The 19,217-nt window shown below is 74.4% G+C and carries 14 protein-coding genes; 7 read left to right on the forward strand and 7 right to left on the reverse strand.

Translation table 11 applies throughout. The features are described 5' to 3' along the window. Positions 1-330: 330 nt before the first annotated feature. Both Q5762_RS29325 and Q5762_RS29330 read left to right on the forward strand, forming a co-directional pair. On the forward strand, positions 331-1,221 hold the full coding sequence (locus tag Q5762_RS29325; RefSeq protein WP_315895307.1) for an SGNH/GDSL hydrolase family protein: 891 nt from the start codon (positions 331-333) through the stop codon (positions 1,219-1,221). Next, a complete protein-coding gene (locus tag Q5762_RS29330) occupies positions 1,218-4,823 on the forward strand; it encodes a hydantoinase B/oxoprolinase family protein (RefSeq protein WP_315895279.1) in 3,606 nt (1,201 codons plus the stop codon). The genes Q5762_RS29325 and Q5762_RS29330 overlap by 4 nt, the downstream gene beginning before the upstream one ends. Here the strand turns inward: Q5762_RS29330 and Q5762_RS29335 are convergent. The 6 genes from Q5762_RS29335 to Q5762_RS29360 all read right to left on the reverse strand — a co-directional run bounded on the left by Q5762_RS29335 (position 4,808) and on the right by Q5762_RS29360 (position 9,579). Then, on the reverse strand, positions 4,808-5,071 hold the full coding sequence (locus Q5762_RS29335) for a hypothetical protein (RefSeq protein WP_315895280.1): 264 nt from the start codon (positions 5,069-5,071) through the stop codon (positions 4,808-4,810). The genes Q5762_RS29330 and Q5762_RS29335 overlap by 16 nt on opposite strands. A gap of 140 nt (positions 5,072-5,211) precedes the next feature. Next, entirely contained in the window at positions 5,212-6,075 is an 864-nt protein-coding gene (locus tag Q5762_RS29340; RefSeq protein WP_315895281.1) for a biotin-dependent carboxyltransferase family protein, read from the reverse strand. Then, the gene (gene pxpB / locus Q5762_RS29345) at positions 6,072-6,698 is read right to left on the reverse strand and encodes a 5-oxoprolinase subunit PxpB (RefSeq protein ID WP_315895282.1); all 627 of its coding nucleotides are present in this window, start codon (positions 6,696-6,698) and stop codon (positions 6,072-6,074) included. The genes Q5762_RS29340 and pxpB overlap by 4 nt, the downstream gene beginning before the upstream one ends. Beyond that, the gene (locus Q5762_RS29350; RefSeq protein WP_315895283.1) at positions 6,695-7,477 is read right to left on the reverse strand and encodes a 5-oxoprolinase subunit PxpA; all 783 of its coding nucleotides are present in this window, start codon (positions 7,475-7,477) and stop codon (positions 6,695-6,697) included. Before Q5762_RS29350 ends, pxpB begins: the two co-directional genes overlap by 4 nt. A 36-nt stretch (positions 7,478-7,513) precedes the next feature. Beyond that, the gene (locus Q5762_RS29355; RefSeq protein WP_315895284.1) at positions 7,514-8,302 is read right to left on the reverse strand and encodes a putative hydro-lyase; all 789 of its coding nucleotides are present in this window, start codon (positions 8,300-8,302) and stop codon (positions 7,514-7,516) included. After that, positions 8,299-9,579: an MFS transporter gene (locus Q5762_RS29360; RefSeq protein WP_315895285.1), complete on the reverse strand. Its 1,281-nt coding sequence runs from the start codon at positions 9,577-9,579 to the stop codon at positions 8,299-8,301. The genes Q5762_RS29355 and Q5762_RS29360 overlap by 4 nt, the downstream gene beginning before the upstream one ends. 171 nt (positions 9,580-9,750) lie before the next feature. Between Q5762_RS29360 and Q5762_RS29365 the strand changes: the two genes are divergently transcribed. From Q5762_RS29365 to Q5762_RS29385, 5 genes are all read left to right on the forward strand, one after another. Continuing rightward, positions 9,751-10,491 (forward strand): GntR family transcriptional regulator, encoded by a 741-nt coding sequence (locus Q5762_RS29365; RefSeq protein ID WP_315895286.1) that lies wholly within the window; start codon positions 9,751-9,753, stop codon positions 10,489-10,491. 80 nt (positions 10,492-10,571) lie between these two features. Beyond that, positions 10,572-12,116, forward strand: a complete 1,545-nt coding sequence (locus Q5762_RS29370; RefSeq protein ID WP_315895287.1) for a hypothetical protein — start codon at positions 10,572-10,574, stop codon at positions 12,114-12,116. Beyond that, a complete protein-coding gene (locus Q5762_RS29375) occupies positions 12,113-12,595 on the forward strand; it encodes a hypothetical protein (RefSeq protein WP_315895288.1) in 483 nt (160 codons plus the stop codon). Before Q5762_RS29370 ends, Q5762_RS29375 begins: the two co-directional genes overlap by 4 nt. Beyond that, positions 12,592-13,500, forward strand: a complete 909-nt coding sequence (locus Q5762_RS29380; RefSeq protein ID WP_315895289.1) for a hypothetical protein — start codon at positions 12,592-12,594, stop codon at positions 13,498-13,500. Before Q5762_RS29375 ends, Q5762_RS29380 begins: the two co-directional genes overlap by 4 nt. A 65-nt stretch (positions 13,501-13,565) precedes the next feature. Next, the gene (locus Q5762_RS29385; RefSeq protein WP_315895290.1) at positions 13,566-18,389 is read left to right on the forward strand and encodes a hypothetical protein; all 4,824 of its coding nucleotides are present in this window, start codon (positions 13,566-13,568) and stop codon (positions 18,387-18,389) included. A 58-nt stretch (positions 18,390-18,447) separates the two neighbouring features. Here the strand turns inward: Q5762_RS29385 and Q5762_RS29390 are convergent, their stop codons facing one another. Beyond that, positions 18,448-18,927, reverse strand: a complete 480-nt coding sequence (locus Q5762_RS29390) for a hypothetical protein (protein ID WP_315895291.1) — start codon at positions 18,925-18,927, stop codon at positions 18,448-18,450. Positions 18,928-19,217 lie beyond the last annotated feature (290 nt).

The following is a 19,217-nucleotide window of genomic DNA, read 5'->3' on the forward strand; positions in this document are numbered from 1 at the left end:
TCCGGCCCGGCGCCCGCGCCGGCCCGCACCCCGGCATCGGGCCACGAACGGATATTGGATCCAGGCGCCCGGACGTTGGATCCAGCTGTCCGGACATCGGATCCAATCGCCCGGGAACCGGATCCTGGCGCCCGGGAACCGGATCCTGGCGCCCGGGAACCGGATCCTGGCGCCCGGACATTGGATCCAGGAGCCTGGATATCGGATCCAATCGCCAATTCGGGCACCGCCCTCCCGCCCGCCACCACCCCCACCCCGCGCCCCGCCGAGACCCTGCACACGCGCGTGGACACCATCCCCGCCCCCCGCCGGGAACCCGGCCCCGACCCGGTGACGCCCGCGCCGCCCGTCGCCGTCGAGCCCGCGCCCCTGCGGTTCGCCGTCCTGGGGGACTCGCTCAGCGAGGGCGTCGGCGACCGCGTCGACGGTGCCTGGCGCGGCTGGGCCGCGCTGCTCGCGGAGGGGCTCGCGGGCCCCGGACGACGCATCGACTTCCGTAAACTCGCCGTCAGCGGCGCGCAGAGCCGCGAGGTGGCCGAGCTTCAGGCCCCCGAGGCGGTGGCGTTCCGGCCCGACCTCGCCTCCGTCGTCGTCGGCGTCAACGACACCCTGCGCCACACCTTCGACATCGAACAGCTCGCCCGCCGCCTCGACCGCGTCTGCGCGGACCTCGCCGCCGGCGGGGCCGTCCTCCTCACCGCCTGCCTGCCCGACCCCGGCCGGATGCTCGCCCTCCCCGCGCCGCTCGCCCGCCCCCTCGCCCGGCGCCAGCGGGCCGTCAACACCCTCGTCCACGCGCTCTCCGCCCGCTACGACGCGGTCCACCTCCATCTCGCCGACAGCACCTGGACGGACGACCGGTCCCTGTGGAGCGCCGACCGGCTCCACCCCGGCGAGCGCGGCCACCGGGCGATCGCCGCCCGGTTCCACGACCTCCTGGCCGCCCGTGGCCTCGCCCACGGCACCCCGCCCTCGCCCGAACCCGAGCAGCCGTCACCCACCCGTACGGAGGCGGTCCTCTGGCTCGCCACCGCCGGCACCGGCTGGGTGCTCCGGCGCTGCACCGACCTGCTGCCCCAGCTCCTGCACATGGCGGGCGCCGAGCTGCGACACCTGGCGCGCGGCACCGAGGCGCGGCTCGACCAGAAGGCCGAACAAGCCCTGACGGCCGCCCTCGCGGCCGTGTCGCTCGACGCCCCGGTGGCCACAATGGGGGAATGACCGGGCGCTGGGAGTTCTGGATCGACCGAGGCGGCACGTTCACCGACATCGTGGGCCGGCGGCCCGACGGGCGGCTCGTCACCCGCAAGCTGCTCTCCCACGACCCCGCCCGCCCCCATGACGCGGCCGTCGCCGGGATCCGCCTCCTCCTCGGGCTCGGCCCCGACGAGCCGGTCCCCGCCGACCGGGTCGCCGTCGTCAAGATGGGTACGACCGTCGCCACCAACGCCCTCCTGGAGCGGCGTGGTGAGCCGACGGTCCTCCTCGTCACCGAGGGCTTCCGCGACGCCCTGCGCATCGCCTATCAGAACCGCCCCCGGCTCTTCGACCGCCACATCGTCCTCCCCGAGGCCGTGTACGAACGTGTCATCGAGGTCCCCGAACGGGTCGACGCCCAGGGCCGGACCGTACGGGACCTCGACGAGGACGCCGTCGCCGAGGAGTTGCGGGCCGCCCACCGCGACGGCTACCGCTCCGCCGCCGTCGTCCTCCTGTACGGCTACCGCAGCCCCGACCACGAGAGCCGGATCGCCGCCCGCGCCCGTGCCCTCGGCTTCACCCAGGTCAGCTGCTCCCACGAGGTCAGCCCGCTGATCAAACTCGTCCCGCGCGGCGACACCACCGTCGTCGACGCCTACCTCTCCCCGGTCCTGCGCCGGTACGTGGACGAGGTGGCCCACGAACTCGCGGGAATCCGGCTGATGTTCATGCAGTCCAACGGAGGACTGCGCGAGGCCACCCACTTCCGGGGCAAGGACGCCGTCCTGTCCGGACCGGCCGGCGGCGTCGTCGGCATGGCCCGCACCTCCGGGCAGGCGGGCTTCGACCGGGTCATCGGCTTCGACATGGGCGGCACCTCCACCGATGTGTCGCACTACGCGGGTGAGTTCGAGCGTGAACTCGGTACACAGGTCGCGGGCGTTCGGATGCGCGCCCCCATGGTGAACATCCACACCGTCGCCGCGGGCGGCGGCTCGGTCCTCCACTACGACGGCAGTCGCTACCGCGTCGGCCCCGACTCCGCGGGCGCCGTCCCCGGCCCCGCCTGCTACGGCCGGGGCGGGCCGCTGACGGTCACCGACGCCAACGCGATGCTCGGCCGCGTCCAGCCCGCCCACTTCCCCGCCGTGTTCGGGCCCGCCGGCGACGAGCCGCTCGACACCACCGTCGTACGGGACCGGTTCACCGTTCTCGCCCAGGAGATCGGCGACGGACGGACGCCCGAGGAGGTCGCCGCCGGCTTCCTGGAGATCGCCGTCCTCAACATGGCCAATGCCGTCAAGAAGGTCTCCGTCCAGCGCGGCCACGACATCACCCGCTACGCCCTCACCAGCTTCGGCGGCGCCGGCGGCCAGCACGCCTGCGCCGTCGCCGACGCCCTGGGCGTCGACACCGTCCTCGTACCACCGCTGGCCGGTGTCCTCTCCGCGTACGGCATCGGGCTCGCCGACGCCACGGCCATGCGGGAGCGGTCGGTCGAGGCCGAACTCGACACGGAGGGGACCCACGCGCGCGTGACGGAGCTCTGCGCCGAACTCGCCGACCGGACCCGGCGGGAGCTGCGCGACGACGGGCTCCCCGACTCCGCGATCACCACCCACGCGCGCGTGCTCCTGCGCTACGCCGGCACCGACGCGAGCCTCCAGGTCGACCTCGCCCCGGCGGACGCGATGCGCGAGGCGTTCACGGCCGTCCACCGCGCGCGGTACGCCTTCACCATGGACCGGCCGCTCGTCGTGGAGGCCGTCTCCGTGGAGGCCGTGGGGACCGCCGGACCCCACGGCCCCGTGGCCGTGGAGACCCCCGTGGCCGTCGAGACCGGCGACGGGACAGGCGGCCTCGCACCCCGGGCGACCGTACGGATGCACAGCGGTCCCACGTCCGACGACACCCCGCTCTACCGCCGGGAGGACCTCCGCCCCGGCGACACCGTCACGGGCCCCGCCATCCTCGCCGAGGCCGACGCCACCACCGTCATCGACCCGGGCTGGCAGGCCGCGGCCGGCGAGGGCGGACACCTCGTCCTCACCCGCGCGATCCCCCGCCCCGCGCGCGTGGCGGTCGGCACGGACGTCGACCCCGTCCTCCTGGAGGTCTTCAACAACCTCTTCATGGCGATCGCCGAGCAGATGGGCGTACGCCTGGAGAACACCGCCCACTCCGTGAACATCAAGGAGCGACTCGACTTCTCCTGCGCCCTGTTCGATCCCGAGGGCAACCTCATCGCCAACGCGCCCCACATCCCCGTGCACCTCGGCTCCATGGGCGAGTCGATCAAGGAGGTGCTGCGGCGCGGCGGCGACGCCCTGCGCCCCGGCGACGTCTACGCCATCAACGACCCGTACCACGGCGGCACCCACCTGCCCGACGTCACCGTCGTCACGCCGGTCTTCGACGACACCGGGCGCGACCTGCTCTTCCTCGTCGCCTCGCGCGGCCACCACGCCGAGATCGGCGGCCTCACCCCCGGCTCCATGCCGGCCTTCAGCCGGACCGTCCACGAGGAGGGCGTCCTCTTCGACAACTGGCTGCTCGTACGGGACGGCCGGCTGCGCGAGGAGGAGACCCGGGAGCTGCTCACCGGGGCGCCGTACCCGTCCCGCGACCCGGACACCAACCTTGCCGACCTGCGCGCCCAGATCGCCGCCAACGAGAAGGGCATCGAGGAACTGCGCGCCATGGTCGGCCAGTTCGGCCTGGACGTGGTCCACGCCTACATGCGGCACGTCCGCGCCAACGCCGAGGAGTCCGTACGGCGGATCGTGGCAGGCCTCCGGGACGGCTCGTACCGCTACGAGACGGACGGCGGCGCGGTCGTCCAGGTGGCGGTCCGCGTCGACCGCGAACAGCGCTCCGCCGTCCTCGACTTCACCGGTACGTCACCCCAGCTGCCCGGCAACGCCAACGCGCCGACCTCCGTGGTGATGGCCGCCGTCCTGTACGTCTTCCGCACCCTCGTCGACGACGACATCCCCCTCAACAGCGGCTGCCTGGAGCCCCTGGAGGTCCGCGTACCGCCCGGCTCGATGCTCGCGCCCTCCTACCCGGCGGCGACCGTCGCCGGGAACGTGGAGACCTCCCAGGCGGTCACCGGCGCCCTCTACGCGGCCCTCGGCGTCCAGGCCGAGGGCTCAGGCACCATGAACAACGTGACCTTCGGCAACGCGCGCGTGCAGTACTACGAGACGGTCGCGAGCGGCTCGGGCGCGGGCGACGGCTTCGACGGAGCCGACGCCGTCCAGACCCATATGACCAACTCCCGGCTCACCGACCCGGAGATCCTGGAGTGGCGCCACCCGGTCCGGGTGGACTCCTTCGCCGTACGGCGGGACAGCGGCGGGACCGGCAGGTGGCGGGGCGGCGACGGCGTCGAACGCCGGATCCGCTTCCTGGAGCCGATGACCGTGACCCTGCTGACCGGCCACCGCCGTGTCCCGCCGTACGGGATGGCCGGCGGGCAGCCCGGTGCGCTCGGCGAGAACCTGCTGGAGCGCGCGGACGGCACGGTCGAGCCCCTCGACGGAGTCGACACCGCCGAGGTCGCCCCGAACGACGTCCTGATCCTGCGGACCCCGGGCGGCGGGGGCTACGGCACGCCCTGACCCGGGACGGGCCGATACCGGGCTCCCGCAGCCCGGTACAGCTGCTGGGCCAGCCGGACCTCCTGCCGGGCCCGGCGCTCGCTCAGGGAGCCGCCGTCGACCGTCAGCGTCTTCGGGCGCACCAGATCGGGCGAGCGGTCGACGAGCCGCATCGGGTCCCGGAAGCCGTGCGAGGCGGTCGCCGGCGCGGGGGAGCTCGTATCGGCCCAGGACATGCCCCAGGCGGCGATCCCCGCGCACAGGGTCACGGCGGTGAGGGAGAAGGCGACGGCGGCGGTACGGGCACGCAGGGGGTCCTCCGTGGGACGGTTCGGGGGCCGGTCATGGGCGGCTGTCCCGCCGCCGCGTACGACTCAACCCCACCCCGCTCCCGCACCGGTGTCGTACTTCAGCCCAGCGGTACGAAGCGGACCACCGTCCCCGGCACCGCCTGGGCCGCAGCCGCCAGATCCGCCTCCCGCACCACCGCCACCACGGGGTAGCCGCCGGTCGTCGGGTGGTCGGCGAGGAAGACCACCGGGCGGCCGTCCGGTGGCACCTGGATCGCGCCCAGGACCATGCCCTCGCTGGGGAGTTCAGCCGTGACCGCCCGTTCGAGAGGCGGGCCCTCGGTGCGCAGGCCGATGCGGTTGCTGGCCGGGGAGACCCGGTACGCGCGCGTGGCCAGCGTGCGCAGCGCCGCCGGAGTGAACCAGTCGTGCCGCGGGCCGAGCCGGACCCTGAGGACGAGTTCGTCCGCCGGGCCCGGCCAGGGAGGAGCGTCGACCCACCCCCGTGAGGTCGACTCCGCTCCCAGCGGCAGTACCGCCCCGTCCGCCAGCGGCGCCGGGCCGAGCCCGGACAGCAGGTCGGTGGAGCGGCTGCCGAGGACGGGTTCGACGGCGAGCCCGCCGCCGAACCCCACGTACGCGCGCAGCCCACGGGTGGCCGGGCCGACATTCAGGAGCGCCCCCGGCGGAACCCGTACCGCCGTCCCCCAGGCGGCCGGCCGGCCGTCCACCGTGACCGCGCACGGCGCGCCGCCCACAGCGACCGTGACCGGGCACCGGGGCCGCACCGCGCACCCGTTGAGCGTGGTCTCCAGGACCGCCGCGCCCGCCGGATTGCCCACCAGCCGGTTCACCAGCCGTGCCGCGCCCGGATCCAGCGCCCCCGAGCGGGGCACGCCCAGATGCGCGTGCCCGGTCCGCCCCAGGTCCTGCACGGTGGTCAGCGCCCCGGCCCGTACCACCGCCAACGCACGATCGGTCACCGGCTCTCCACGACGAAGCGCACCCGGGCACCGGGCGTGAGCAGCGCGGCGGGCTCGCGGCCCGCGTCCCACAGCACCGCGTCCGTGGAGCCGATCAACTGCCAGCCGCCCGGGCTGGAACGCGGATACACCCCCGTGTACGGCCCCGCCAGCGCGACCGACCCGGCCGGGACGGATGTACGCGGAGTCGCCCGGCGCGGCACCTGGTACTGCTCGCCGAGCCCGGTCAGATAGCCGAAGCCGGGCGCGAACCCGCAGAACGCGACCCGGAACTCGGTGGCCGCGTGGATCCGGACCGCCGTCTGCACGGACACCCCCCAGAGCGCGGCGACCTCGGCCAGATCGGGACCGTCGTAACGGACCGGCACCTCGACAGCCCGCTCCACGCGCGCGTGGAGCGGCGGAATCGTCCACTCCCGCAGCTGCCCCGCCAGCAGGTCCGGCGCGTCGACCCCGTCGAGCAGCACCGTCCGCGCCGCCGGCACGATCTCCCGTACGGACGGCAGCACACCGCCCGCGCGCCGGCGCAGCAGTTCGGCGTGGAACGCCTCCGTCTCCGTGCCGCTCCCCAACTCGACGAGCAGCGCCCGCTCGCCGACCCGGAACACCCGTCGCGCCTTCATACGAACGCCTCCACCCTCACTCCGGTCGCCTCCAGTTCGGCGCGCACCCGCCGGGCGAGGCCCACCGCGCCCGGGGTGTCCCCGTGCAGACAGAGCGAGCGCGCCCGTACGGCGACGGAACGGCCGCAGTGCGCGGTGACGACCCCGAACCGCGCCATGGACACCGACCGTTCGACGACCTCGGCCGGATCGGTGACGACGGCCCCCTCCTGCCCCCGTGGCAGCAGGGAACCGTCGGCCGTGTACGCCCGGTCGCCGAACGCCTCGGTGACCGCCGGAAGACCCGCCTTCCCGGCCGCCTCGTGGAGCCGCGAACCGGGCAGCCCGAGCACGGGAAGCCGGCCGCCGTCGAGCAGTCCGCCGCCCGCGAGCAGCACCCCCTCGACGACCGCCGCCGCCTGGACCTCGTCGCGGACCACCCGGTTGTACAGCGCGCCGTGCGGCTTGACGTACGAGACCCGCGACCCGGCCGCGCGCGCGAAGACGTCGAGCGCCCCGATCTGGTACGCGATCTCGGCCGCCAGCTCGTCCGCCGGGACGTCCATCGAGCGGCGGCCGAAGCCGGCCAGGTCCCGGTAGGAGACCTGGGCCCCGATCCGTACCCCTCTGGCCGCCGCCAGCTCGCAGACGCGGCGCATGGTGACCGCGTCCCCGGCGTGGAAGCCGCAGGCCACGTTGGCGCTGGTGACGACCGAGAGCAGCTCCTCGTCGTCGGTGAGCGTCCAGCGGCCGAAGCCCTCGCCGAGGTCGGCGTTGAGGTCGATCGAGGCCCAGGTCATGGCCGTTCCTTCCGTTACGTACAGCGGGTTCGGGCTTCAGGCCACGACGCGGTACTCGTCGTCGCGTACATCGGTGACGAGCATCCGGCCCGGCGCGTGCGTGATGGCGAACGGTGGACGGGAGGCCGTCACGGCGGCCTGCGGGGTGACCCCGCAGGCCCAGAAGACCGGTACGTCCCCCGGATCCGCCGCGACCGCGTCCCCGAAGTCCGGCCGGTCCAGGTCGCGGATGCCGAGCGCCGCCGGATCGCCCGCATGGACGGGCGCTCCGTGGACGGCGGGCAGCAGCGCGCTGATCCGCCGCGCCGTCTCCACGAGCCCCGCCGGTACGTGGCGCATCGACACGACCATCGGCCCGTGCAGCCGCCCGGCGGGCCGGCACTCCCGGTCGGTGACGTACATCGACACGTTCCGGCCCTGGTCGACATGGCGCAGCGGCACACCGGCATCCGCGAGGGAGCCCTCGAAGGTGAAGCTGCAGCCGATCAGGAACGACACCAGATCGCTTCGCCAGTACGCCGTCACCTCGGTGGGTTCGTCGACCAGCCGCCCGTGCTCCCAGACGCGGTAGCGCGGGAGGTCCGTCCGCAGATCGGCGCCGGGAGCGAGCTCCGTGGTCCACGAGCCGACGTCGGTGACGTCCAGGACGGGGCACGGCTTGGGGTTACGGGTGCAGAAGAGCAGCACGTCGTAGGCCCAGTCCGCGGGCACCGAGATGAGGTTGGCCTGCGTGTGGCCGGGCGCCCAGCCGGCCGTCGGGGCGGTGGAACCGGCACGGGCACGCGCGCGTGCCGCCCGCGGGTCGAGAACGGCCGTGGCGGTCATACCAGTTCCTTTCCGCGGGTCTCCGGCAGTCCGAGCAGGGCGAGGGCCGCGAGGCCGTAGCCGATCGCCCCGAAGACCAGCGCGCCGCCGACGCCCCAGCTCTCGGCGAGGAAGCCCACCAGGGTCGGGAAGATCGCGCCCACCGCGCGCCCGGTGTTGTACGTGAAGCCCTGTCCCGTGCCCCGTACCGCCGTCGGGTACAGCTCGGCGAGGAAGGAGCCGAACCCGCTGAAGATGGCCGACATGCAGAAGCCGAGCGGGAATCCGAGGACGAGGAGGAGCGTGTTCGCCCCGGAGGGGATGTTCGTGTACGCGAGGACGGACAGCGCCGACAGGGCGGCGAAGAGCGCGATGTTCTTCTTCCGGCCGATCCGGTCGGTGAGGTAACCGCCGGTCAGATAGCCGATGAAGGCCCCGGAGATCAGGAACGTCAGATAGCCGCCGGTGCCGACGACCGTCAGTCCCCGTTCGGTCTTCAGGAAGGTCGGCACCCAGGTGGCGAGGGTGTAGTAGCCGCCCTGCACACCGGTCGAGAGCAGCACCGCGAAGAGGGTCGTGCGCAGCAGCGGCCCCTTGAAGATGGCGGTGAACGAACCGCGTTCGGCCGTGCTGCGCCGGATCTCGGCGGCCTGCGGGGCGTCCTCGACGTTCCGCCGGACGTAGACGACGAGCAGCGCGGGCAGGGCGCCCGTCCAGAACATGATCCGCCAGGCGGTGTCGGCGTCGACGAATGCGAAGACCAGGGTGTACACGATCACCGCGAGCGCCCAGCCGGCCGCCCACGCGCTCTGGATGGCGCCGAGCGTACGGCCCCGGTGCTTGGCGAGTGCGTACTCGGCGACCAGGATCGCGCCGACCGCCCACTCGCCGCCGAAACCGAGGCCCTGGAGGGCCCGGAAGACCATCAGGGTCTCGTAGTTGGGCGCGAAGCCGCACAGGACGGTGAAGAGCGCGTACGTGATGACCGTGATCATCAGCGCCTTCACGCGGCCGATCCGGTCGGCCAGGATGCCGGCCAGCGCGCCGCCGATCGCCGAGACGACCAGGGTGACGGTCGTCAGCAGACCGGTCTGGCCCTTGTCGAGGCTGAAGTAGGCGGCGATGGCCACCATCGACAACGGCAGGGTGAAGAAGTCGTAGGAATCCAGGGCGTATCCGCCGAACGCGCCGCCGAAGGCGCGGCGACCGCGCGGCCCGAGGGCGCGCAGCCAGGCGAACGCGCCCGTGTCGTCGGGCTGTTCGCCCTGGGTCTGCTGCTGGGTCTGTGTCGTGCTCATCTGCACCTCGCAGTGGGGGAGGCGTGCCTGAGAGACGTACTGAAGGACCGTGCGGTGTCGTCAAGGTAGGGGATCGTTGAACGATCCGACAAGAGGCTTGTCGTCACGTTCTTGTTTCCGGGAAGGACCTGCGATTGACTCGGCCGCGAACGACGAGAGGAACGAGGCACGGTGGGCGGAAGCGGCGACATCGGCGGCAGCGGTGCGGGCGGCGGCATCGGTGAACTCGCCGACGACCGGGCGCTGCTCGGGCGGACCAGCACGGCGGAACGCGTGGCGGACATCCTGCGCACCCGGATCGCCGAGGGCTTCTTCCCGCCCGGCACCCGGCTCTCCGAGGACAGCATCGGCGGCGCGCTCAAGGTGTCCCGCAACACCCTGCGCGAGGCGTTCCGCCTGCTCACGCACGAGCGGCTGCTCGTCCACGAGCTCAACCGGGGCGTGTTCGTCCGGGTCCTGGCCGTCGAGGACGTCGCCGACATCTACCGCACCCGCCGGCTCGTCGAGTGCGCCGTCGTCCACGGCCTGGGGGAGCCGCCGTTCGCCGTGGGCGGTCTCGTCGCCGCCGTCGAGGAGGGCGAGGCGGCGGCGCGCGGGGAGGACTGGAAGGGCGTCGCCACCGCCAACATCCACTTCCACCGCGAACTGGTCGCCCTGGCGGGCAGCGCGCGCACGGACGAACTGATGCGGGGCGTCCTCGCCGAACTCCGCCTCGCCTTCCACGTCGTGGCCGACCCGCGCGGACTGCACGAGCCTTATCTCGTACGAAATCGGGAGATTCTGGAAGCCCTGCTCGCCGGGGAACGCCCGACGGCGGAACGCCTCCTGGCCGGCTACCTGGACGACTCGCGCACCCGGATCGTCGAGGTGTACGCGAAGGCGGTCGACGAGACGGAGCCGGCGGACGCGTAGGCGAGCCGCGGAGCGGCATCGGGCGGGTCGCATCTGCGCCGTTTCGACCGTTGTCAGTGCGAGGACCTAATCTGTGCACCGTGACTTCGCCTGCCTCGACGGACTTCGTTCCGCCCCAGCTCAGCGCGGGGCCGCGGCCCGCGCAGGGTCCGGCCGCCGACGAAGGGCTCGCGCGGCGCCTCCGCGCGCTCGCCTGCACCGCCCCGCTGCACGACCTGGACACCCGCAAGGCGAACCTGGCGGGTGAATACTCGGTCTACGCGATGGCCGAGGTCGCCCTCTCCGCCATCGACCTCGTCACACTCAACATGGACTTCGACACGGGCGCCGACCACGAGCAGATCGTCGCCCGCCTGCTGCCCCGCGTCGCCGCCCAGGCCCCCACCCGGCCCGTCGCCGAGCACGAGCGGGTCGCCCGCTGGGTCCTGGAGAACCTGATCAACGTCGGCAGCGTGGACCGGGGCTTCCGCGCGGTCTACGGCACCTTCGGCACGGACGGCGTCTACACCCGCCGCGACTACGACTTCAAGCTGATCGAAGAGGTCCCCGGCTACGGCGGCGGGGTCTATCTCCGTACGACCGACGAAGCGGTCAACGTCCTCGTCGGCGCCCTCGACACCGACGTCACCAGCGCCCAGATCGCCGCCGAGGTGAAGCTGGAGGTCCTGATCAGCCGGGGCCGGCTCGCCGACGCCCAGCTCGCCGCCGAGCAGGCCCGGTACCGGACCGTGCAGTACGCCGAGACCCTCCGCAAGACCCTGGAGGCGACCCGGCGCAACGTGCGCGCGGTGGACTGGCTGCAGGCCGTCCCGGACATGATCGACGAGGCGCTCGACCACGTCGCCGACCGCTACCGCCACGAGAACGCGATCCTCACCAACATCCGCAAGGCCCGCGACGAAGCCGAGGCCGCGTCCGACGCGAAGACGGCCGAGCACAAGCGCCGCGCCGCCGAGCTCGTCGACATCGTCAAGGACTGCATCCGCCGGCACACCCAGCTCCAGTCCCGCCTCCTGGAGGCGGGCCCGCTCTTCCGCGCGGAGCAGGACCGGCAGGCGTTCGCCGCCCCGACCTCGTACACCGGGATAGACCTCTACGGGCAGCTGGTCGCACCGATCCTGCCGCTCCCCGTCGAGCAGGCGACCCGGGTCACGGACGCCTTCTTCGCCCGGGGCACCGGACTGCGCACGCCCGCGTCCGTGCGCGTCGGCGACCTGGTCGAGATGCTCCTCACCCCGCCCGTGGAGCGCGAGCACCTCGGCGCGGAGATGCCCGAGCCGGACCTGATCGCCACGCCCGACGACAGCCGCTTCAGCGAGGAGCAGCTGGCGAGCGCGATGGAGCTGCTGGACCTGGAGCACGACGCCCCGCGCCGCCTCTCCGGGCTGCTCGCCGAGGCCCGCCTCCGCGATCCCGAGCTCCCGTACCTGGTCGCCCTTCTCGCCGTCCACGCCGCGAGCCCGCCGGTCGGCACGGCGTACCGGCAGGGCGAGGAGCGCCTGCTCTTCGCGGTGGACGACGGCACGCAGCTCGACGACCCGGAGTTCGGCGGCGCCGACCTGATAGTGGGTACGGCGCTCCTGGACGCGCTCGGCATGGCGGCGGACCGCACGGAGGCGTCATGACCACCGACCAGGCGGCTCCCGGAACGACGCCCGAGCCCTTGACGGACACACCGGCCGCCACGCCGGACCTGTCCGTGGGCCCGGGCCGGGCCGCGGGCGCGAGCCTGGACCCGGCCCTGGCCGTCGAGCCGGACCCGGACCCGGATGCGGACCTGGACCTGGACCTGGAGCCCTACCCGGTCCTCGCGCCGCCCCGGCCCCCCATGGTCATGGGCGTCGTCCCCGTGCCGCCGCCCGCGCCCGTCCGCCGGAGTCCCGCGCCGTACGTGCGGGCCATGCGGCTGACCGTCACGCGCCCGGTCGAGCCGGCGCAGACCCCGCGGCGCCCCGCCGTGCGGGTGATCCCGGTCCGCCTCCCACTGCCCCGCCCCGAACCGACCACGCCACTGACGCCGCCGACGCCGCCGACGACCGCGCCACCGACACCACCGACGCCCGCGACGACCAGCCCCACCCGTACCGAGGAGCCCCAGCCGTGAGCGAACACCACGCCGAGCACGCCGACGCGTGGAGCGAGCCGGAGCCCCCGCACACCCCGGCCGCATCCCACGCGGTCACGCCGGCCGTCACCCCCGCCGACGCGGCCGACGCCGCGCGGCTCGTGTCGTTCGGGCTGCAGCCCAAGCTGCTGCCCGCCCGCGACGCCGAGTACACCGAGCTGCTCCGCCGCTACCGCGAGGACCCCGCCTTCGCGCGGCTCGCCGACGCCGTCGCGACCGGCCTCGGCCTCGTCGTCCTGGAGGTCTCCCCGCGCGCCGGCATGGCCGTCACCGCAGGCGAGGACTCCGTCTTCGCCGTCCGCATGGGCGACTACGCCCGCCGCGCCAACACCGACTCCGCCGACCGCTTCCTGCACGGCCTCGCCCACCTCGCCGTCGCCGCCATGGCCTTCCCCCGCCCGGAGGACCTCGCCGACGACGGCTACATCGGCCGCCTCACCGTGAACGGCGTCGACGCCTTCGTACGCCAGGCCTGCCGCCGGCTCGAAGAGCGCGCCGAGGAGCAGGGCGAGAACACCGACCCCGCCTCCGACGCCCCCGGCCTGGAGGCCGCCTGGCGGATCTACGCCCGCCGCAGCGCCACCGGCGCCACCAAGGACGCCCGCCGCCTCGCGGGCTCCACCATCGGCATCGTCGGCAAGGCCGTCGCCTTCCTCACCGACTCCGGCTTCCTCCAGCGCACCGGCGACGACGCGGGCGGCGCCTACCGCACCACCGCCCGCTACCAGCTCCAGGTCCGTGACATGGCCGGCGGCGCCGCGATGGCCGAGCTCCTCGACCTCGGCGTCGTCCCGGTCAGCGACGGCACCGCGACCCTCCTGCCGCCGCCCGACGGAGACGACCTGGAGCTCGCCGCCGACGCGGGCCTGCCCTTCCACGCGTAACACGAGTCACACGCGTCACCGCCAGACTTCAGCAGCTTCAGAAGACGACTGAGAGCACCGCCGCCATGTACGAGTTGTCCCGGGTCCGCCTCTACTCCATCGGCCCCGCCGGTGCGCGCTACGCCGACACCGTCCTGGACCTGCGCGGAGTCGGCGCGCCCGTGCCCCACCCCGCCCCCACCCAGGCGGAGTTCTTCGAGGATGAGCCGGTCGGCCCGCCGCGCCGCCCCGCCCCGGCGGGCGTGCTCTTCCTGGAGAACGGCGGCGGCAAGTCCGTCCTCCTCAAGCTGATCTTCTCGGTCATGCTCCCCGGCCACCGCAACACCCTCGGCGGCGCCAGCTCCGGCGTGCTGCGCAAGTTCCTGCTCGCCGACGACTGCGGCCACGTCGCCCTGGAGTGGCAGCACACCCTCACCGGTGAGCTGGTCGTCGTCGGCAAGGCCAGCGAATGGCGCGGACGCCAGGTCTCCAACGACCCCCGGAAGTTCGCCGAGGCCTGGTACTCCTTCCGCCCCGGCCCCGGCCTCAGCCTGGACAACCTGCCCGTCGCGGAGGCCACCTCCGTGCGCCCGACCGCCGAGGGCGCGTCCGGCGCGCAGGGCCGCCGACGCACCATGAAGGGCTTCCGCGACGCGATCACGGAGGCGGGCAAGGCGTACCCGCACCTGGAGGTCTACTGGGAGGAGATCCACGACCGCTGGAACGAGCACCTCGGCGACCTGGGCCTCGACCCCGAACTCTTCCGCTACCAGCGGGAGATGAACGCCGACGAGGGCGAGGCCGCCGGCCTCTTCGCGGTCAAGAAGGACTCCGACTTCACCGACCTGCTCCTGCGGGCCGTCACCGACACCCGTGACACCGACGGCCTCGCCGACCTGGTCAGCGGCTTCGGCAACAAGCTCGGCCGGCGCGCCGAACTCACCGCCGAGCGCGACTTCACCGCCGGTTCCGTCGACCTCCTCGGCCGCATCGTCGAGGCCGCCGACACCCGGGCACGCGCGCGTGACATCCACGTCGGGGCCGAGCGCCGCACCCGTACGCTCGCCCGCCGGCTCTCCGCCCGCGCCGCAGAGGAACGCGCCCGCACCGCCGAGCTCGCCCAGCAGGTCACCTCCGCCGCGCACGCCGTCTCCGAGGCCGAGACCGCACGCGGCCGCAGCTCCCTCATCGCCGCCGAACTCGCCTACCGGCACGCCTCGCTGGCCCTGACGGTCGCCGAGAAGGGCGCCGCGTCGCAGCGCCGTGAGCTCATCGAGGCCCGTACGCTGCACTCCGCCTGGCAGGCCGCCGAGGCCGCGCTCCGGCACCGCGCCGCGGGCGACCGCTCCGCGCGCGTGGCCGCCGCGATCCGCGAGGCCGAACGGGACGCCGCCCCCGCGCTCGCCGCCCGTGCCAAGGCCGCCGCCGATCTCGTACGGGCCCTGCACGCCGCCGCCGGGGACGGCGAGCGCCACGCCGCCGAGGAGGAGGAGCGCTCCGCCGCCCTCCAGGAGGCCGGCGAGACCGCCCACCGCGACGCGACCGTCGCCGCGACCGAGGCCCAGCGCGCCCGCAGCGAGGCCGGGCACCTGCGCCAGCGCCTCGCCGAGGTCGAGCAGGAGACGGCCGAGGCGGTACGGGCGGGCTGGCTCGACGACTCCGCACCGGACGCCGACCCGGCCCGCGCGGCCCTCGCCGCGAGCGACGCCGAGAAGACCACGGTCGCCGCCTGGGACGTGGCCCGTGACGCCGCCCGCGCGGCGGCCGACCAGGCCCGCGAGGCCGCCGCCGCCGAATCCCGCGCCGAACTGGCCGCGGCCCGCGCCACGGACGCGGCCGAGGCCGCCGAGAACGCCTACGACGCGGAACGCCGCGCGGCCGAGGCCCTCGCCGCCGACGACCGCCTGGCCGAACTCCTCAGCCTCCCGGGCCGCCCCGCCTCCCCGCTGCCGGGGCAGCGCGCGGGCGAGGCCACGGGGGCGGGCTCCCAGGGGCACAGGCACGGCCCCGCCACCGGCGCGGCCGGGGCGGCCGGGGCGGCCCCCGGCCGGCCCGAAGGCCAGGGCCTCCCGCCCGGCAACCACGACACCGGCGCCGCCGCCTCCGGAAGCGCCTCCGGAACCGCCCCCGACCCGGCCGCCGCCGCCCACGACGGAGCCACCGGTCCCGAAGGGACCCACGGCCCGCTCACCGTCACCGAGTTCGACCGGTACGCCGACGAACTGCGCGGACTGCTCGACCAGTCCATCGCCTCCGCCGAGCGCCAGCTCTTCGACCTGCGTACCGCCGCCGCCGACGACTCCCGCATCCTCGGCGCCCTCGGCGACGGCGGGCTGCTGCCGCCCGGCCCGGACGTCCTCGCCACCGTCGAGTACCTCGGCGAGCAGGGCATCCCGGCGCTCCCCGGCTGGCGCTACCTGGCCCAGGCCGTCGACCCCGCCGACCACGCCGGCGTCCTCGCCGCCCGCCCCGAGCTGGTCGACGGTGTCGTGATCACCGACCCCGTCTCGTACACCCGCGCCCGCGAGGTGCTGGCCACCGCCGCGCTGCTGCCGCGCTCCACCGTCGCCGTCGGCACCGCCGCCGCGCTGCTCGCGCCCGTGCCGAGCGCCGATTCCGGCGACGACACCGGCGTCTTCCTCGTTCCGCCGAACCCCGCCATGCACGACGAGCAGGCCGCCGACGAGGAGCGGCACGCCCTGCGCGCCCGCGCCGCCGCGCGCGACGAGGAGATCCGTACGCTCGCCGCCCGGCTCACCGGCGACCGCTCGCTCGCCGCCCGGATCGGCTCCTGGCGCGCCGACTGCCCGCCCGGCATGCTGGCCGAGCTGGCCGCCGTCGCCGCCACCGCCCGTGAGACCGCCGAGGCGGCCGCGGCCGCCCTCGCCGAGGCCCGTACGGTACGGGCGGAGGCCGACGAGGCCGCCGCGGACGCCGCCGCCGTGCGCGACGAACGGCAGGAGGCCGCCCAGCGGGCCCGCCGCGTCGCCGACGCCCTCGCGGGCCTGGCGTTCCGGCTGCGCGAGCGCTCCGCCTGGCAGGCGAAACTCCGCGAACTGGCCGACGACGCCGCCGAGTCCGAGGCCCGCGCCCAGACCTGCCTGGAGCGCGCCCGGGCCGCCGACGAGGACCGCCGCGCCGCCCAGCGCGCCGCCGACGACGCCCACCGCACCGCCCGGGCCCTGCGGGCCGAGCGCGCCGAGATCGCCGGCGCTCCCGACCAGCTCCCCGAGCCGGACGCCGACGCCCCGCGCACCGCGCTCCCCACGCTGCGCGAGGCCTACCGCGCCGCGTCCCAGCTGTACGAGAAGGTCGGCGTCGGCGCCGACCTCCGCGCCGAGCAGGCCCGCGCCGAGAGCGACGAGTCCGCCGCCCTCGCCGAGCTCGACCGCCTCACCAACAAGGTCCGCACGCGCGCCGAACAGCTCCTGGAGTCCACGGACGGCGCCGACGGCCCGTCCCGTCAGGCCGCCGCCGCCCGTGCCGAGTCCCTCGTCCAGATGCTGGAGAGCCGCGCGACCGAGGCGAGCGAGAAGCTCGGCCGGCTGCGCGGCGAGTCCGAGCGGCTGGCCCCCGAGGACGGCGCGTCGCACACCGAGCTCCCCGAGGAGCTGGTCCCCGCCGACGCCGAGCAGGCCCAGGCCCTGCTCCGTACCGCGACCACCGAACTCGCCGCCCGCGGCGACGCCCTGGAAGCCGCCCGCACCGCGCACGCGAGCCTCCTGCGCTCCCACCGCGCCGCCGAGGACGCCGCGGGCGGCTTCGACGAGACGGCGGCGCTCCTGCGCGACCTGATCCGCGACCACGCCGAGGACGAGGAGGACGGCCCGGAGCCGTACCCCGGCACGCTGGAGGAGGCCCGGCAGACCGCCGCCGAGGCCCGGCGCTCGCTGCGCGGCTGCACCGCCGACCTCTCCGGGGCCGACACGGCGGTCCGCGAGGCGAGCGACATCCTCGTCCGGCACGCCAACTCGACCCGCTACGAGCAGGTCCGCACCCCCGCCCGCCAGCAGATCCGCGAACTGCCCGCCGCCGCGCTCCCCGAGCACGCCGCGAAGTGGGCCGAGGCCTTCGCGCCCCGACTCCGCGTCCTCACCGACGAGCTGGAGCAGCTGGAGCGCAACCGCGACTCGATCGTCGACCGGCTCCGCGGCCTCGTGGAGTCCGCGCTGACCACGCTCCGCTCCGCGCAGCGGCTGTCCCGGTTGCCCGAGGGGCTCGGCGAGTGGTCGGGCCAGGAGTTCCTCCGCATCCGCTTCGAGGAGCCGGACCAGGCCACGCTCACCGAGCGGCTCGGCGAGGTCATCGACGAGGCGACCCGCGCCGCCGTCAAGAAGAACTCCGACATGCGCCGCGACGGCATGTCCCTGCTCCTGCGGGGCGTTCAGGCCGCTCTGGAGCCGCGCGGCATCGCGGTCGAGATCCTCAAGCCCGACGCGGTGCTGCGGGCCGAGCGCGTACCGGTCGGGCAGATGGGCGACGTCTTCTCCGGTGGTCAGCTCCTCACCGCCGCCATCGCCCTCTACTGCACGATGGCCGCGCTGCGCTCGAACGACCGGGGCCGCGACAAGCACCGCCACGCGGGCACGCTCTTCCTGGACAACCCGATCGGCCGCGCCAACGCCACGTACCTGCTGGAGCTCCAGCGGGCCGTCTCGGACGCCCTCGGCGTCCAGCTGCTGTACACGACCGGTCTGTTCGACACGACCGCGCTCGCGGAGTTCCCGCTGGTCATCCGGCTCCGCAACGACGCGGACCTGCGGGCGGGGCTGAAGTACATCAGCGTCGAGGAGCACCTGCGGCCGGGCCTGCCGCAGCCGACCGCCGAGGACGGTGCCGTCCACGGCGAGATCACGGCGACAAGGATGTTCCGTCGCTCAACGGAAGAACAGCCCGTACAGCAGCAGTGAGGACGACGAACGGCCCGGCCCCCTGGGGGAACCGGGCCGTTCGCCCCGCGTACTTTCCTCAGGCCGCCTCGGACAGCGCCGGTGCCTCCGTGCGCCGTATCGCCGCCGCCTCGTGACCGGCCTCCTGCTCGCCCGCCTCGTGACCGGCCCGCTGCTCGCCCGCCTCGTGGCCCGGCTCGCCCTCCGCGACCCGTGCGGCAGCCTTCTGCGCCCGGCGACGCTCGCGCCGTGAGGGCCGCGCCGTACTGCTCGGCTCGGACACCACGCCGTTCCGCTGGCGCCACACCTGACGCGTCACCCAGACATCGAGCACGCTCCAGGTCGCCACCACCGTGCTGCCCACCGAGCTCAGCAGCATCGGAAACGCCAGCCACGAATCCGTGATCGCGGCGAAGAAGGCCACCATTCCCTGTATCAGTGTCAACGACGTGATCATCACGGCTCGTACGGCGGCGGTACGCACCGGGTCCGGCATACGGCGCCGGCCCTTCTCGTCCTCCACCCACAACTGCCGCGCGGACCGCGCCTCGTGCTCCATCGTGTCGTCACTCCCCACCGCTGGCCGTCTCAGGGGTGGCTGCCCGTCTTGAGTGGCTTTACTCGGACACACCCCTCCCCGTACACAATGACGATCGACCGCGAGAAAAGGTTTCCCCTCCGCCGTACCGGAACGAAAAATTCCAGCCATCCGTTCGACAGCGGAACGCAAGGTATGACGAGGTGTCGTACGCCACAGTGCGGAATCCCAACTCCCCGGATAGCGGGACATCTCCTGATCAACACTCACTCAAGAGGCTGAAAATCGCCTGGATGCGCCTTCGAGTTGGC

This window comes from Streptomyces sp. P9(2023) (assembly GCF_032436795.1).
Classification (GTDB): domain Bacteria; phylum Actinomycetota; class Actinomycetes; order Streptomycetales; family Streptomycetaceae; genus Streptomyces.

Coding starts and splice junctions, on each gene's coding strand:
- Q5762_RS29390 (WP_315895291.1), bottom strand. CDS start 18,927: ATGGAGCACGAGGCGCGGTCCGCGCGGCAGTTGTGGGTGGAGGACGAG.
- Q5762_RS29360 (WP_315895285.1), bottom strand. CDS start 9,579: ATGAGCACGACACAGACCCAGCAGCAGACCCAGGGCGAACAGCCCGAC.
- Q5762_RS29385 (WP_315895290.1), top strand. CDS start 13,566: ATGTACGAGTTGTCCCGGGTCCGCCTCTACTCCATCGGCCCCGCCGGT.
- Q5762_RS29375 (WP_315895288.1), top strand. CDS start 12,113: ATGACCACCGACCAGGCGGCTCCCGGAACGACGCCCGAGCCCTTGACG.
- Q5762_RS29330 (WP_315895279.1), top strand. CDS start 1,218: ATGACCGGGCGCTGGGAGTTCTGGATCGACCGAGGCGGCACGTTCACC.
- pxpB (WP_315895282.1), bottom strand. CDS start 6,698: ATGAAGGCGCGACGGGTGTTCCGGGTCGGCGAGCGGGCGCTGCTCGTC.
- Q5762_RS29350 (WP_315895283.1), bottom strand. CDS start 7,477: ATGACCTGGGCCTCGATCGACCTCAACGCCGACCTCGGCGAGGGCTTC.
- Q5762_RS29355 (WP_315895284.1), bottom strand. CDS start 8,302: ATGACCGCCACGGCCGTTCTCGACCCGCGGGCGGCACGCGCGCGTGCC.